Consider the following 14,890-nt stretch of genomic DNA (forward strand, 5'->3'; position numbering starts at 1 on the left):
AAGGAGCGAGCATGTCGTCACCGCAACGCATCATCGAGTTCGCCGGCCTGCAGGCCGGCAACGCCCTGCCGCTGGGGCTGTTCGGCGGCATGAACGTCCTCGAGTCCCGCGACATGGCGCTCGAGGTGGCCGCGGCCTACGTCGAGGCAACCACCAAGCTGGGCATGCCCTACGTGTTCAAGGCCAGCTTCGACAAGGCCAACCGCAGCTCGATCCACTCCTACCGCGGGCCCGGCCTCGACAGGGGCTTGGCGATCCTCGCCGAGGTCAAGTCGCGCTACGGGGTGCCGGTGATCACCGATGTGCATGAACCCTGGCAGGCCCAGCCGGCCGCCGAGGTTGCCGATATCATCCAGCTACCGGCCTTCCTGGCGCGCCAGACCGACCTGGTGGTGGCCATGGCCGAGACCGGGGCGGTGATCAATATCAAGAAGCCGCAGTTCCTGGCACCTCACGAGATGCGCCATATCATCCGCAAGTGCGAAGAGGCCGGCAACGACCAGCTGATCCTCTGCGAGCGCGGTTCGAGCTTTGGCTACAATAATCTGGTGGTGGATATGCTCGGCTTCGGCGAAATGAAGCAGACCGGCTATCCGCTGTTCTTCGATGTGACCCATGCGCTGCAGCGCCCAGGGGGGCGTGCCGACAGCGCCGATGGCCGCCGTGCCCAGGTTGCCGAACTGGCTCGGGCCGGCGTTGCCGTGGGGTTGGCCGGGCTGTTCCTGGAGGCGCACCCGGACCCGGACAACGCCAAGTGCGACGGGCCCTGCGCGCTGCCGCTGGACCAGCTCGAGCCCTTCCTTGCCCAGCTCAAGGCGCTCGACGAGCTGGTCAAGGGATTTGCGCCCCTGACGATTTCTTGAGCGGAGCCGTGACCCTCTCTCAAGCTAGGAAGCGCTGAACAAATCGGCGAGCGGGATGAAGCACAAGGCGCACGGCGCACAGAAACCGGAGCCTATGTGGTATAGGTGAGGATTTTGAGCACCGCGCAACGCAGTGATTCGCCCGCGCAGACATTTGTGCAGTGTTTCCCTAGATCAACGCTGACTCATTAAAGGATGACACCATGAGCAAGATTGCCGACGTTCGCGCCCTTGAGGTGCTCGACTCGCGTGGCAACCCCACCGTTCAGGCCGAAGTGGTGCTGGAAAGCGGCGCCAAGGGCGTGGCGTGTGCCCCAAGCGGCGCTTCGACCGGTTCGCGCGAAGCGCTGGAGCTGCGCGACGGCGACAAGGCTCGCTACCTGGGCAAGGGCGTGCTCAAGGCCGTCGAGGCGGTCAATGGGCCGATCCGCGAGCGCCTGCTGGGCATGAGCGCTGCCGACCAGCGCGCCCTGGACGACGCCATGCTGGCGCTGGACGGCACCGACAACAAGGCTACCCTGGGCGCCAACGCCATCCTCGCCGTGTCGCTGGCGGCGGCCAAGGCGGCGGCGGCCACCAAGGGCGTCGAACTCTACGAGCACATCGCCGCGCTGTACGGCCAGCCGGGCCAGTTCAGCATGCCGGTGCCGATGATGAACATCCTCAACGGCGGCGAACATGCCGACAACAACGTCGATATCCAGGAGTTCATGGTGCAGCCGGTGGGCGCGCCGAACTTCCGCGAGGCGCTGCGCGTCGGCGCCGAGATATTCCACGCCCTGAAGAAGGTGCTGTCGGCCAAGGGCCTGTCCACGGCGGTGGGCGACGAGGGTGGCTTCGCCCCCAACCTGGCCTCCAACGCCGAGGCGCTGGCGGTGATCAAGCAGGCCGTCGAAGACGCCGGCTACCAGCTGGGTCGCGACGTCACATTGGCACTGGACTGCGCCGCCTCGGAGTTCTACCAGGACGGTCAGTACACCCTGGCCGGTGAGGGCAAGTCGTTCGACGCCGCGGGCTTCGTCGACTACCTGGCCGAGCTGTGCGACCAGTACCCCATCGTCTCCATCGAGGATGGCCTGGACGAGTCCGACTGGGCCGGCTGGAAGACCCTGACCGACAAGCTCGGCGACAAGGTGCAGCTGGTCGGTGACGACCTGTTCGTGACCAACACCAAGATTCTCAAGCGCGGCATCGACGAGCAGATCGGTAACTCGATCCTGATCAAGTTCAACCAGATCGGCTCGCTCTCCGAAACCCTGGACGCCATCAAGATGGCCCAGGACGCCGGCTTCACCGCGGTAATTTCGCACCGCTCCGGCGAGACCGAAGATACCACCATTGCCGACCTGGCGGTGGCGACCTCGGCGGGCCAGATCAAGACCGGCTCGCTGTGCCGCTCCGATCGCGTCGCCAAGTACAACCGCCTGCTGGTGATCGAGCAGCAGTTGGGCGACAAGGCCGCCTATCCCGGGCTGGCGGCGATCAAGGGTCAGGCTTGATCGACTGGGCTTGCGGCATAGCGCCGTAAGCGTAGGCCTTTTGGCATCGTGTCAGGCGGGGTCGCCAGTCGGCCCCGCCTTTTTCATGTCTATCCGGGCGAGGGGGAGTGTCGGCAATCTCTCCATCTCATGTAAGAGATATCGTACATTTTGCCTGAGAACTTCGCTCTGAATTGCCGCGAAAGTGCTTTTATGCCCTTTTTCTTATTTATTAAGCATTTGATTTTAAAGTATTTTTACATTTTTCGTCGCTCGCGGGGGCTTGGAGGGTGTCGCGGAGGCCGGCTTGTGATGCCGGCGAGAACTGCCACAATGTCCTCGGGATTTGGAGAAGCGGGGAGTGCTTTTCCGGCAGGATGCAACGGGATGCTAGTCGTGGTGCGCCGGGTACGACAGGAAGCCGTCTCCTGGCACGGACGTCACCATCAGGAAGCGGGCATAGGGACATGCTCAAGGGATTCGGCTTGGAGCGGGCGACCTGCGGGTCGCCTTTTCCATGCACGCACGATGAAAAACGCCGCCGGTCACTGACCGGCGGCGTTTTTTTGTCTGTCGTCTTGCGGAGATGCGATGCTCAGCGCTCAAGCTGGGCCAGCTTGTCCGGCTTGCCATCCCACTCTTCGGCGTCGGGCAGCGGGTCTTTCTTCTCGGCGATGTTCGGCCACACCTCGGCGAGCTCGGCGTTGAGCTCGATGAACTCCTCCTGGCCCTCCGGTAGCTCATCCTCGGCAAAGATCGCCTCGGCGGGGCACTCCGGCTCGCACAGCGCGCAGTCGATGCACTCGTCGGGATGGATGACGAGGAAATTGGGTCCCTCGTAGAAGCAGTCCACCGGGCAGACCTCGACACAGTCGGTGTACTTGCACTTGATGCAGTTCTCGGTGACGACGAATGTCATGCCAGTCTCCCTTCCTCTGGCCGGTCGCTCGGCCACGATGATGGTTGGTAAAAAGTTATAAGAGCCGATGTTTTTATGCTGGTGCGGCGGGGAATCTGACCATTCTAGTCGTGCCCCCATAGCGTCGCAAGCGATGTGCTTGCCGTTTCGGCGCGAGAGTATCTGCCTAAGGCGAGGGCGCCGGGGGCAGGCCGAAGAGGAGGTTTGCGCCATGGATGGCGCAAGGTAGCGCCCAGGGATGGGTTCACAGCGCCTCCTCGTAGGCCTGCCGCCGGAGTAGCCCGGGGTAATAGCACCCCTACAGCGCCTCCCGCCAGCGATACAGAAGCTCCAACGCCTGGCGTGGGCTCAGCTCGTCGAGAGCCAGGCCGCCGAGCTCGTCGATCAGTGGATGCGGTGCGCTGGCGAACAGATCGTTTTGCTGGGGTGCCGGTTCGCCGCCGGCAGCAAGCGAAGGGCGGCTGCCCTGGTCGACCTCGTGCTGCTCGAGCTGGGCGAGTTTCTCGCGTGCCCGGGCGATCACTCCCTGGGGCACACCGGCCAGCTGTGCGACCTGCAGGCCGTAGCTCTGGCTTGCCGGGCCCTCCTCTACGCGGTGCATGAAGACGATGCCCTCGCGGTGCTCGGCGGCGGTGAGGTGGACGTTGGCCACGCCGTGGGCCTGCTCGCTCAGGGCGGTCATCTCGAAGTAGTGGGTGGCGAACAGCGTGAAGGCCCGCGAGCGGGTCAGGTGCTCGGCGCTGGCCCAGGCCAGCGACAGGCCGTCGAAGGTGCTGGTGCCGCGGCCGATCTCGTCCATCAAGACCAGGCTGTGGTCGCTGGCGTTGTGCAGGATGTTGGCGGTTTCGGTCATCTCGACCATGAAGGTCGAGCGCCCGCCGGCCAGGTCGTCGGAGGAGCCGATGCGGGTAAAGATACGATCCACCGGGCCGATCTCGGCGTCGTCGGCGGGCACGAAGCAGCCGGTGTGGGCGAGCAGCACGATCAATGCCGCCTGGCGCATGTAGGTCGACTTGCCGCCCATGTTGGGGCCGGTGATCACCAGCATGCGCCGCGCGTCGTCCATCTCCAGATCGTTGGGCACGAAGGGGTGCTCGCTGACGTGCTCGACCACCGGGTGGCGGCCGCCGCGAATGCGGATGCCGGGTGCGTCGGCGAGCCGCGGGCGCACCAGGCTCAGCGCCTCGGCACGTTCGGCGAAGGTGGCCAGAACATCGAGGCTGGCGAGGGCCTGGGCGCTGGCCTGCAGCGGCCCCAGCTCGGCGTTGAGGGCATCGAGCAGGCTCTCGTAGAGCAGCTTCTCGCGGGCCAGGGCGCGGGACTTGGCGGACAGCGCTTTGTCTTCGAACTCCTTGAGCTCGGGAATGATGAAGCGCTCGGCGTTCTTCAGGGTCTGGCGACGAATGTAGTCCGCCGGGGCATCGCGGGCCTGGCCGCGGGGGATTTCGATGTAGTAGCCGTGGACGCGGTTATAGCCGACCTTGAGGTTGGCGAGGCCGGTGCGCTCGCGCTCCCGGCGCTCCAGCTCGATCAGGTAGTCGCCGGCGTGCTCGGCCAGGCCGCGGTACTCGTCGAGCTCGTCGTCGAATCCGTCGGCGATCACGCCACCGTCGCGAATCACCACCGGCGGGTTGTCGACGAGTGCCCGGCTCAGGGTGTAGGCGAGCTCCGGATAGGGGCGGATATGCCGCCGGAGGTCGTCCAGGGCGCTGCCCTCGGCGTAGCCGCGCAGCGCGTCCTGCAGCTCGGGCAGGGCATTGAGGGCATCGCGCAACCGCGCCAGGTCGCGGGGTCGGGCGCTGCGCAGCGCCACCCGCGCCAGGATGCGCTCGACGTCGCCGATCGCCTTGAGCTCCTCGCGTAGTGCCAGGTAGCCCTCCTGGTCGAGCAGCAGGGTCACCGCGGTCTGGCGTGCGCCGATCAGGGCGCGGTCGCGCAGCGGGCGGTTGAGCCAGCGCTTGAGCAGGCGAGCGCCCATCGCCGTGGCGGTGGTGTCGAGCACGCTGGCGAGGGTGTTGTCGCCGTTGCCGCCGAGGTTGGTATCGATCTCCAGGTTGCGGCGGCTGGCGGCATCGATGACCACCGCGTCGTCGCGGTTCTCGACGCCGATGGCGGTGACGTGGGGCAGTCGCGAGCGCTGGGTGTCGCGGGCGTAGTCGACCAGCACCCCGGCGGCGATGATCGCCGCCTCCAGGTGGGCACAGCCGAAGCCGCGCAGGTCCTGGACCTGGAACTGGTCGCACAGCAGGCGCAGCGCGCTGTCGTGGTCGAACAGCCAGTCGCTCTGGCGCTTGAGGCTGGCTCGCCCGTGGAGCGTCGGCGGCAGCTCCAGGCCGTCGGCGACGAGTAGCTCGGCCGGTGCCAGGCGCTGCACCTCGGCGAGCATCTCGGCGTCGTCGTCGACCTCGAGCACGCTGAAGCGGCCGCTGGAGAGCTCCAGCCAGGCCAGCCCCCAGCGACCGCCCTGGCTGTGCAGGGCCAGCAGCAGGTTGTCGCGCTGGGCGTCGAGCAGCGCCTCGTCGTGCAGGGTGCCGGGAGTGACGATGCGCACCACCCGGCGCTCCACCGGCCCCTTGGCCAGCGCCGGGTCGCCGATCTGCTCGCAGATCGCTACCGACTCGCCGGCCTGGACCAGGCGTGCCAGGTAGCCTTCGGCACTATGATAGGGTACTCCGGCCATGGGGATCGGCTTGCCCGCCGACTGGCCGCGCTGGGTGAGGGTGATATCGAGCAGCTTGGCGGCGCGCTTGGCGTCATCGAAGAACAGCTCATAGAAGTCGCCCATGCGATAGAACAGCAGCACATCGGGATGCTCGCGCTTGATCTTCAGGAACTGCTGCATCATCGGGGTGTGCGAGGGGCTGGCCTGGCTCATGGGGTTCCTTGACTCCTTGGATGGGACCTAGCGTCGACGACTCTGCATTCGCGACCAAAAGGCAGTATTCTACGCGCAAGCCAGCGCCACGTCAGGAGACCCGGCATGCCAGCATCCCCCCAGCGCCTCAGCAATCTCGATCTCGCCACCCTCGCCGAGCGGCTCGGCCGGCTGTGCCGCCAGCAGGGGCGGCAGGTGACCTGCGCCGAGTCGTGCACCGGCGGCGGCGTGGCCAGCGCCATCACCGCGGTGGCGGGCAGTTCCGACTACTTCGAGACCGGCTACGTGACCTACTCCAACGCCGCCAAGTCGCGCCTGCTCGGCGTCGACCCAGCGCTGCTCGAGGCACACGGTGCGGTGAGCCGCGAGGTGGTCGAGGCGATGGTCGCCGGCGCCTGTGGCGACAGCGGTGCCGCGCTGGGCGTGGCGATCAGCGGCGTGGCGGGACCCGGTGGCGGCTCGGACGCCAAGCCGGTGGGCACGGTGTGGCTGGCGTGGGGCGACGCCGACACCCAGCAAGCCGAGCACTACCATTTTCCCGGCGACCGCCGCGCGGTGCGCGAGCAGGCCGTGCGCGCCGCACTGGTGGGACTGATCCAGCGCCTCGACGCCTGAGGCACAGAAATTTACCGACTGAGAGTAGGCGCGCGAGGAATTTTTCGCCATACTACTGTGCAGTCATACAGTATTCGATCCCGAGCTCGTGATCGACGTTATATCCGCAATCGCTTAGGAGATCTCCCATGGCCCAGGACGACAACCGTTCCAAGGCATTGAATGCCGCCCTCTCCCAGATCGATCGGCAGTTTGGCAAGGGCACCGTGATGCGGCTGGGCGATACGCCCCGGGTGATCATGCCGTCGGTGTCGACCGGCTCCCTGGGCCTGGATATCGCCCTGGGCATCGGCGGTCTGCCGCTGGGACGCGTGGTTGAAATCTTCGGTCCCGAGTCCTCGGGCAAGACCACGCTGACCCTGTCGGTGATCGCCCAGGCCCAGAAGCAGGGCAAGACCTGTGCCTTCATCGATGCCGAGCACGCCCTCGATCCGAGCTACGCCGAGAAGCTCGGCGTCAACCTCGACGACCTGCTGGTCTCGCAGCCGGATACCGGCGAGCAGGCCCTCGAGATCTGCGACATGCTGGTGCGCTCCGGCGGCGTCGACGTGATCATCATCGACTCGGTGGCCGCGCTTACGCCGCGCGCCGAGATCGAGGGCGAAATGGGCGACTCCCACGTCGGCCTGCAGGCGCGCCTGATGTCCCAGGCGCTGCGCAAGATCACCGGCAACATCAAGAACGCCAACTGCATGGTGGTGTTCATCAACCAGATCCGCATGAAGATCGGGGTGATGTTCGGCAGCCCTGAAACCACCACCGGCGGCAACGCCCTGAAGTTCTATTCCAGCGTGCGCCTGGATATCCGCCGCACCGGCTCGGTCAAGCAGGGCGATGAAGTCACCGGCAACGAGACCCGCGTCAAGGTGGTCAAGAACAAGGTGGCGCCACCGTTCCGCCAGGCCGAGTTCCAGATTCTCTACGGCAAGGGCATCTACCACGCCGGCGAGGTCATCGACCTGGGCGTGCAGTGCAAGCTGGTCGACAAGGCCGGTGCCTGGTACAGCTACCAGGGCAACAAGATCGGCCAGGGCAAGGCCAACGCCGCCCAGTTCCTGGAAGACAACCCGGCGATCATGGACGAGATCGAGTCCGGTATCCGCGGGCAGCTGCTGGCCACCGTCGAACCCAGGGAGAAAGACAAGCCCAAGCCTGAGGCGGCCCTGGCCGACAGCGCCGAGGACTCCAGCGAGGACGGCCTGCTCTAAGCCATGCAGCGCAAGCCCGACGCTGAACCCCAGTCGCCGCGCGATGACGCCATTCGGCTGCTGGCGCGGCGCGAGTACTCCCGCGCCGAGCTGCACAGCCGGCTAGCGGCGAAGGGGCACGAGGTCGCGGCCATCGAAGCGTGCCTCGATGGCCTGGCCGAGCAGAACCTGCAGTGCGATGCGCGCTTCGCCGAGACCTTCGTGCGTTCGCGCATCGCCCGCGGCCAGGGCCCGCTCAAGATTCGCGCCGAACTCGGCCAGCGCGGCATCGACCGCGACGGCATCCAACAGGCCATGAGCGAGAGCGAGGATCGAGGCGAGGCCGACTGGTTCGCGCTGGCCGCCGATGTGCTGGCCAAGCGCTTCACCGGCCCCGGTGAGTCGCCCCGCGAGCGCGCCCGTCGCGAGCGTTTCCTGGCCTCGCGGGGCTTCGACTTCGAGCAGGTGCGCCACGCCATGCAGTACGCCTGGTCGGCCTGAGCTGCACCAACTACCCCCCCCCGAACTGCCCACTTCCCGCTGCCTCGTCCAGAGCGATCACAGTTACCCCGAAGCGAGGACGCCGGGGGCAAGCCGAAGGGGAGGTTTGCGCCATGGATGGCGCAAGTAGCGCCCAGGGAAGGGTTCACAGCGCCTCCTCGTAGGCTTGTCGACGGATCAGTTCCGAGCGGCGCCTCCTATCTGCGATAGTCCGGGTGCCCCACTGTCGTCGCTTGACGACTGCGTTATACTAGTGCCCCTTTGAGCGACCCAGATCGTGCCCTGTGCGGCGCGGTGCGCCGGCTCGCCCGCCAGGTCAACACGCTTATCGTCACGGACACCCTATGAAAAGTGCAGATATCAGACAGGCCTTTTTGACCTTCTTCGAAGAGCAGGGCCACACCATCGTGCCGACGAGCTCGCTGGTGCCCGGCAACGACCCGACCCTGCTGTTCACCAACGCCGGCATGGTGCCGTTCAAGGACGTCTTCCTGGGCCGCGACCCGCGCCCCTATGTGCGCGCCACCTCGGCCCAGCGCTGCGTACGCGCAGGCGGCAAGCACAACGACCTGGACAACGTCGGCTATACCGCACGCCACCACACCTTCTTCGAGATGCTGGGCAACTTCAGCTTCGGCGATTACTTCAAGCGCGACGCCATCCGCTTCGCCTGGTCCTTCCTCACCGAGCGCCTGGGCCTGCCCGCCGAGAAACTGTGGGTCACCGTGCACGTCAGCGACGACGAGGCCGAGAAGATCTGGAAGGAGGAGATCGGCATCGATCCAGCGCGCTTCTCCAAGCTCGACGAGGACAACTTCTGGCAGATGGGCGATACCGGCCCCTGTGGACCGAGCTCGGAGATCTTCTTCGACCACGGCCCCGAGGTGTGGGGCGGCCCGCCGGGCAGCCCAGAAGAGGACGGCGACCGCTACATCGAGATCTGGAACCTGGTGTTCATGCAGTTCGATCGCGATGCCGAAGGCACCCTCAACCCGCTGCCCAAGCCCTCCATCGACACCGGCATGGGCCTCGAGCGGGTCGCGGCGGTGCTGCAGGGCGTGCACTCCAACTACGAAATCGACCTGTTCCAGAACCTGCTGGACGCCGCCGCCAAGGCCACCGGCCATGGCGACACCAGCGCCCCCTCGCTGCGCGTGATCGCCGACCATATCCGCTCCTGCGCCTTCCTGATCGCCGATGGCGTGCTGCCCTCCAACGAGGGGCGCGGCTACGTGCTGCGCCGGATCATCCGCCGTGCCATTCGCCACGGCCACAAGCTGGGCGCCAGCGAGCCGTTCTTCCACAAGCTGGTGGTGGCGCTGGACGCCGAGATGGGCGAGGCCTATCCCGAGCTGCGCGAGGCCAGCGAGCAGATCGCCCGGGTGCTGCTCAAGGAAGAGGAGCAGTTCGCGCGCACCCTGGACCACGGCATGGGCCTGCTCGAGGCGGCGCTGGCCGATCTCGAGGGCGATGAGCTGCCCGGCGCCACGGTGTTCAAGCTCTACGACACCTACGGCTTCCCCTTCGACCTGACCGCCGATGTGTGTCGCGAACGCGGCGTGAGCCTCGACGAAGCCGGCTTCGAGCGCGAGCTGGAGGCCCAGCGCCAGCGCGCCCGCGCCGCCAGCCAGTTCGGCGCAGACTACGCGGCGGCCATCGAACTCGACGGCGAGACCGCCTTCACCGGCTACGAGCGCCTCGAGGATCAGGCCCGCGTCACCGCCCTGGTCGACGCCGAGGGCAACCCGCTGGCCGCGCTGGAAGCGGGCAGCAAGGGGGTGGTGGTACTGGATCGCACGCCCTTCTACGGCGAGTCCGGCGGCCAGGTCGGCGATACCGGCTACCTGCACGTCGACGGCGGTCGCTTTCAGGTGACCGACACCCAGAAGCAGGGTGGGCACCATCTGCACCACGGCGTGATGGTCGAGGGCGAGCTGCGCGTGGGCGCCGAGGTGCGGCCCCAGGTCGACGCCGCCCTGCGCGGCGCCACGGTGCGCAACCACTCCGCTACCCACCTGCTGCACAAGGCGCTGCGCATGGTGCTCGGCGATCACGTGCAGCAGAAGGGCTCGCTGGTCAGTGCCGAGCGGCTGCGCTTCGACTTCAGCCACTTCGAGGCGATGACCCCGACGCAACTGGCCGAGGTCGAGGCCATCGTCAACGCCCAGATACTCGCCAACGCCGATACCCGCATCGAGCAGATGAGCCTCGACCAGGCCAAGGCCAAGGGTGCGGCAGCGCTGTTCGAGGCCAAGTACGCCGACAACGTGCGGGTACTGACCATCGGCGCCGACGACTTCTCCATCGAGCTGTGTGGCGGCACCCACGTGGCGCGCAGCGGCGATATCGGCTGCTTCCATATCGTCAGCGAGACCGGCATCGCCTCCGGCGTGCGGCGCATCGAGGCGCTCACCGGCGAGCATGCCCTGGCCTATTTCCAGGCCCAGGAGGCGCGGGTTGCACGCCTCGGCGAGACCCTCAAGAGCAAGCCGGAGCAGGTCGAGGAGCGGGTCGCCTCGCTGGTCGAGCGCAACCGCAGCCTGGAGAAGGAGCTCGAGCGGCTCAAGGCCAAGCTGGCCAGCGCCGCCGGTAGCGACATGCTCGCCGAAGCCGTGGAGATAGGCGGCGTCAAGCTGCTGGTCAAGCAGCTCGAGGGCGTCTCCGGCAAGGAGCTGCGCGGCGTGCTCGACCAGCTCAAGAACAAGCTCGGCTCGGGCATCGTGGTGCTCGGCGTGGCCGATGCCGGCAAGGTCAGCCTGATCGCCGGGGTCACCGATGACCTCACGGCGCGGGTCAAGGCCGGCGAGCTGGTCAACCACGTGGCTGGCCAGGTCGGCGGCAAGGGCGGTGGCCGACCCGACATGGCCCAGGCCGGTGGTAGCGACGCGGCGGCACTGCCAGGGGCACTGGCCAGTGTGCCGGACTGGCTTGCCGCCAAGCTGGGTTGATAGCAGGAGGGCCAGTCCGTTGGGGCGGCCCTCCTAGCGTTTATGGCGATCACTCCATGATCGGCAGTATAAAAGGACCATGACTTTCCACTGACAACCAGGACAATCGCATATGGCGTTATACGTACAGAAATTCGGTGGCACCTCGGTGGGCTCGGTGGAGCGCATCAAGGCGGTGGCGGAGAAGGTCAAGCGCTTCCGCGACGAGGGCCATCAGATCGTGGTGGTAGTGTCGGCGATGAGCGGCGAAACCAACCGCCTGATCGGCCTGGCCAGCGAAATCAATGACGAGCCGACGCCGCGCGAAATGGACATGCTGGTATCAACCGGTGAGCAGGTGACGATCTCGCTGCTGGCCATGGCGCTGCACAAGCTGGGCGTGCCGGCCACCTCCTACACCGGCGCCCAGGTCGGCATTCGCACCGACAGCGCTCACACCAAGGCGCGCATCCAGGGCATCGAGACCGACGACATGCGTGAGGATCTCGATGACGGCCAGGTAGTGGTGGTCGCCGGTTTCCAGGGCGTCGATGACGAAGGCAACATCACCACCCTGGGGCGCGGCGGGTCCGATACCACCGGGGTGGCGCTGGCCGCGGCGCTCAAGGCCGACGAGTGCCAGATCTACACCGATGTCGACGGCGTCTACACCACTGACCCGCGGGTCTGCTCCAAGGCCAGGCGCCTCGAGACCATCACCGTCGAAGAGATGCTCGAGCTGGCCAGCCTCGGCTCCAAGGTGCTGCAGATTCGTGCCGTGGAGTTCGCCGGTAAATACAACGTGCCGCTGCGCGTGCTGTCCAGTTTCGAGGATGGCCCCGGCACCCTGATCATCGCTGACACAGATGAAGAAGAGGACTCCATGGAAGAACCGCTGATCTCCGGTATCGCCTTCACCGCCAACGAGGCCAAGCTGACCCTGCTCAATACCCCCGACGTGCCGGGCGTGGCCTCGCGCATTCTGGGTCCGATCGCCGATGCCAATATCGAAGTCGACATGATCGTGCAGAACGTGGCGCCGGTGGGCGACTATACCGACTTCACCTTCACCGTGGCCAAGGGCGACTTCAAGCAGACCAAGCGCATCATCGAAGAGAACGTGATCCCGGACCTCGGCGGTGGCGAACTGCGCGGTGACGACAATATCGCCAAGGTCTCGCTGGTCGGGGTGGGCATGCGCTCCCACGCCGGTGTGGCGTCGAAGATGTTCCGCGTGCTGGCGGATGAGAACATCAATATCCGCATGGTCTCGACCTCCGAAATCAAGATCTCGGTGGTGATCGACGAGAAGCATATGGAGCTCGCGGTCAAGGCGCTGCACAAGGCGTTTGGCCTCGACAAGAGCGACATCGAGAGCGAATGAGGAACTCGCCAAACGCTGATGCGTTCTACGCTTAGGGGAGAAAGGACGCTGATGCACTCCGGCGGTGCTTTCATTCAACGCCAATTTCGCGTGTGATGGTGGGGTATGGAGGCAGTGCCGGGTTTGGCCTAGCGTGACGAATGACGCATAATCTGTCAGCGCGTAGCGACAGGCGTAGTGCATCCCGTAGTCGTAAGTCTGAGAAGGAGATCAGTCATGCTCATCCTAACCCGCCGCGTCGGCGAGACGCTGATGATCGGTGATGACATCACCGTGACAGTGCTCGGCGTCAAGGGTAACCAGGTTCGCATCGGGGTCAACGCTCCCAAGGATGTGGCCGTGCACCGTGAAGAGATCTATCAGCGTATCCAGCGCGAGAAGTCGGATGGAAACGATGGTGAGTCTCAGGCCTGACGAACGACCTGGCGGTCGGGTTGTCAGGCGCACGCTCGGGCCGGCAGAGTCACGTGCTTTGCCGGCTTTTGCGCATATTGCGTTCGCCTCAGGGGCGCTGCCCCGACCGTGCTGCGCCCGATGTCGGTGATCCAGCAGCAGGCCGAGAGGGGAAGAAAGTTGTTGAAGGCGTTGGACAATGACCTTCAGAAACGGTAACATACGCGCCGTGTTGATGAGGGAGAGGTGGCCGAGTGGCTGAAGGCGCTCCCCTGCTAAGGGAGTATGGGGTTTATAGCCTCATCGAGGGTTCGAATCCCTCCCTCTCCGCCATTTACGCCGTGTTCCTTGCTGCGTAATTTCATCAATACACGCATGCGTTGCATGCACTGGAAGTTGCGCCCGTAGCTCAGCTGGATAGAGTACCTGACTACGAATCAGGTGGTCGGAGGTTCGAATCCTCCCGGGCGCGCCAGCTTCCTCCCACGATACTCAAGCATCCCGTCGATGTCGGTGTTTCTCGTGGTACCGGTCCAACTGTCGATATGACAGTCACGCGCCCGTAGCTCAGCTGGATAGAGTACCTGACTACGAATCAGGTGGTCGGAGGTTCGAATCCTCCCGGGCGCGCCATATTCCGACCCGTCCTTGCTCTGCAAGGGCGGGTTTCGTGTCTCTATTATCCACTAGATTGTCGCTAGCCGACCCGCGGCCTGGATCATGAGATCCGCCGCCGGGTCGCGGTCGTGTCAGGCGCCCTCGCAGCTTGCGAGCGGCGCCTTCTTTTTGTCGACCTCGTTGAGGGGCTCGGCCAGCAGGCCCGCCAGCAGGGTGTCGAGGTCTGTGATGCGCTTGAGGGTAGCGAAGCGCAGTGCCGCCTCGGGGTCGCGAGCGCGCATCTGGTTGAGCCACTGCTTGAGCAGCGAGACCACGACACGCGCGGGAAGTGTGCTACGCTGCAGTGCGGCATAGTCGTTCAGGATGGCTGCGCGGCTCGTCCAGGCGGTCTCGGCGAGGCGCTCTCCGGTGCGCTGCCAGTGGCGAATGCGCGCGGCCAGCCAGGGGTCGGCCAGGGCGCCGCGGCCGAGCATCACGTCGCTGCAGCCGGACAGCGTGCGCGCCTGCCAGTAGTCTTCGAGGGACCAGATATCGCCGTTGGCCACCACCGGGATTGCCAGGTGGCGGCGAATGCGCCCGATCCACTCCCAGTGGGCCGGCGGCCGGTAGCCCTCGTTGCGAGTGCGGGCGTGAACCACCAGCTGCGCTGCGCCGCCTTGCTCGGCGGCGCGGGCGCAGTCGAGCGCCAGGCGGCGGTCGGCAAAGCCCAGGCGCACCTTGGCGGTGACCGGCACCCGGCCTGCCGCAGCGCGGTGCACCGCGGCGACCGCTCGCTCGACCCGCTGTGGGTCGCGTAGCAGCGAGGCGCCGCCGTCGTGGCGATTGACCAGCTTGGCCGGACAGCCGAAGTTGAGATCCAGGCTGGTGGCGCCGAGGTGTATCGCCTGCTCGGCGTTGGCGGCCAGAGCGTCGGGATCCGAGCCGAGCAGCTGCAGGTGCACCGCCGCGCCGCTGGGCGTGGCCACCGGCTCGCCCTGGGCATGCCGGGCCAGTTCCGGGCAGTGCTTGAGGAACACCCGCGGCGGCAGGCGTGCATCGACCACGCGCACGAACTCGGTGACCGTCCAGTCGAAGCCGGGGCGAGCGGTGAGCAGCGCACGGGTGTGTGCATCGATCACGCCTTCCATGGG

The 14,890-nt window shown here is 66.1% G+C and carries 11 protein-coding genes and 3 tRNA genes; 11 read left to right on the forward strand and 3 right to left on the reverse strand.

What is annotated here, in order from left to right:
* Window positions 1-11: 11 nt before the first annotated feature.
* Together kdsA and eno are read left to right on the forward strand one after the other, a co-directional pair.
* Window positions 12-863 (forward strand): 3-deoxy-8-phosphooctulonate synthase, encoded by an 852-nt coding sequence (kdsA, locus tag QC821_RS13965; RefSeq protein WP_309722605.1) that lies wholly within the window; start codon window positions 12-14, stop codon window positions 861-863.
* A 203-nt stretch (window positions 864-1,066) separates the two neighbouring features.
* Window positions 1,067-2,362 (forward strand): phosphopyruvate hydratase, encoded by a 1,296-nt coding sequence (gene eno, locus QC821_RS13970; RefSeq protein WP_309722607.1) that lies wholly within the window; start codon window positions 1,067-1,069, stop codon window positions 2,360-2,362.
* A 574-nt stretch (window positions 2,363-2,936) separates the two neighbouring features.
* On the opposite strand, the gene fdxA is transcribed toward eno, so the two are convergent.
* Window positions 2,937-3,260: a ferredoxin FdxA gene (gene fdxA, locus QC821_RS13975; RefSeq protein ID WP_095621465.1), complete on the reverse strand. Its 324-nt coding sequence runs from the start codon at window positions 3,258-3,260 to the stop codon at window positions 2,937-2,939.
* Between the two features lie 298 nt (window positions 3,261-3,558).
* Complete coding sequence (mutS, locus tag QC821_RS13980; RefSeq protein WP_309722611.1) at window positions 3,559-6,135, reverse strand: DNA mismatch repair protein MutS; 2,577 nt, start codon at window positions 6,133-6,135, stop codon at window positions 3,559-3,561.
* A 105-nt stretch (window positions 6,136-6,240) separates the two neighbouring features.
* Between mutS and QC821_RS13985 the strand changes: the two genes are divergently transcribed.
* The 9 genes from QC821_RS13985 to QC821_RS14025 all read left to right on the forward strand — a co-directional run bounded on the left by QC821_RS13985 (window position 6,241) and on the right by QC821_RS14025 (window position 13,775).
* Window positions 6,241-6,750 carry a CinA family protein gene (locus tag QC821_RS13985; protein ID WP_309722614.1) on the forward strand — a complete coding sequence of 170 codons (510 nt, stop codon included), beginning with the start codon at window positions 6,241-6,243 and terminating at the stop codon, window positions 6,748-6,750.
* 128 nt (window positions 6,751-6,878) lie between these two features.
* Window positions 6,879-7,958 (forward strand): recombinase RecA, encoded by a 1,080-nt coding sequence (recA, locus tag QC821_RS13990; RefSeq protein WP_309722618.1) that lies wholly within the window; start codon window positions 6,879-6,881, stop codon window positions 7,956-7,958.
* Between the two features lie 3 nt (window positions 7,959-7,961).
* On the forward strand, window positions 7,962-8,438 hold the full coding sequence (locus QC821_RS13995; protein ID WP_309722622.1) for a regulatory protein RecX: 477 nt from the start codon (window positions 7,962-7,964) through the stop codon (window positions 8,436-8,438).
* A 344-nt stretch (window positions 8,439-8,782) separates the two neighbouring features.
* A complete protein-coding gene (alaS, locus tag QC821_RS14000; RefSeq protein ID WP_309722624.1) occupies window positions 8,783-11,386 on the forward strand; it encodes an alanine--tRNA ligase in 2,604 nt (867 codons plus the stop codon).
* Between the two features lie 112 nt (window positions 11,387-11,498).
* Entirely contained in the window at window positions 11,499-12,749 is a 1,251-nt protein-coding gene (locus QC821_RS14005) for an aspartate kinase (protein WP_309722627.1), read from the forward strand.
* A gap of 216 nt (window positions 12,750-12,965) precedes the next feature.
* On the forward strand, window positions 12,966-13,163 hold the full coding sequence (csrA, locus tag QC821_RS14010; RefSeq protein ID WP_095621472.1) for a carbon storage regulator CsrA: 198 nt from the start codon (window positions 12,966-12,968) through the stop codon (window positions 13,161-13,163).
* 219 nt (window positions 13,164-13,382) lie between these two features.
* Window positions 13,383-13,475: transfer RNA gene (locus QC821_RS14015), tRNA-Ser, on the forward strand.
* A 65-nt stretch (window positions 13,476-13,540) separates the two neighbouring features.
* Window positions 13,541-13,617, forward strand: a tRNA-Arg gene (locus tag QC821_RS14020).
* A gap of 81 nt (window positions 13,618-13,698) precedes the next feature.
* Window positions 13,699-13,775 (forward strand) — tRNA-Arg (locus tag QC821_RS14025).
* Between the two features lie 116 nt (window positions 13,776-13,891).
* Here QC821_RS14025 and QC821_RS14030 read toward each other — a convergent pair.
* The gene (locus QC821_RS14030; protein ID WP_309722630.1) at window positions 13,892-14,887 is read right to left on the reverse strand and encodes a tRNA dihydrouridine synthase; all 996 of its coding nucleotides are present in this window, start codon (window positions 14,885-14,887) and stop codon (window positions 13,892-13,894) included.
* Between the last annotated feature and the right edge of the window lie 3 nt (window positions 14,888-14,890).

Source organism: Franzmannia qiaohouensis, assembly GCF_031451695.1.
GTDB lineage: Bacteria > Pseudomonadota > Gammaproteobacteria > Pseudomonadales > Halomonadaceae > Franzmannia > Franzmannia qiaohouensis.

What these genes read in the sequence shown, in the direction of transcription:
- kdsA (WP_309722605.1), top strand. Translation starts at nt 12, where the DNA reads ATGTCGTCACCGCAACGCATCATCGAGTTCGCCGGCCTGCAGGCCGGC.
- eno (WP_309722607.1), top strand. Translation starts at nt 1,067, where the DNA reads ATGAGCAAGATTGCCGACGTTCGCGCCCTTGAGGTGCTCGACTCGCGT.
- QC821_RS14030 (WP_309722630.1), bottom strand. Translation starts at nt 14,887, where the DNA reads ATGGAAGGCGTGATCGATGCACACACCCGTGCGCTGCTCACCGCTCGC.
- recA (WP_309722618.1), top strand. Translation starts at nt 6,879, where the DNA reads ATGGCCCAGGACGACAACCGTTCCAAGGCATTGAATGCCGCCCTCTCC.
- fdxA (WP_095621465.1), bottom strand. Translation starts at nt 3,260, where the DNA reads ATGACATTCGTCGTCACCGAGAACTGCATCAAGTGCAAGTACACCGAC.
- alaS (WP_309722624.1), top strand. Translation starts at nt 8,783, where the DNA reads ATGAAAAGTGCAGATATCAGACAGGCCTTTTTGACCTTCTTCGAAGAG.
- QC821_RS13985 (WP_309722614.1), top strand. Translation starts at nt 6,241, where the DNA reads ATGCCAGCATCCCCCCAGCGCCTCAGCAATCTCGATCTCGCCACCCTC.
- mutS (WP_309722611.1), bottom strand. Translation starts at nt 6,135, where the DNA reads ATGAGCCAGGCCAGCCCCTCGCACACCCCGATGATGCAGCAGTTCCTG.
- csrA (WP_095621472.1), top strand. Translation starts at nt 12,966, where the DNA reads ATGCTCATCCTAACCCGCCGCGTCGGCGAGACGCTGATGATCGGTGAT.
- QC821_RS14005 (WP_309722627.1), top strand. Translation starts at nt 11,499, where the DNA reads ATGGCGTTATACGTACAGAAATTCGGTGGCACCTCGGTGGGCTCGGTG.
- QC821_RS13995 (WP_309722622.1), top strand. Translation starts at nt 7,962, where the DNA reads ATGCAGCGCAAGCCCGACGCTGAACCCCAGTCGCCGCGCGATGACGCC.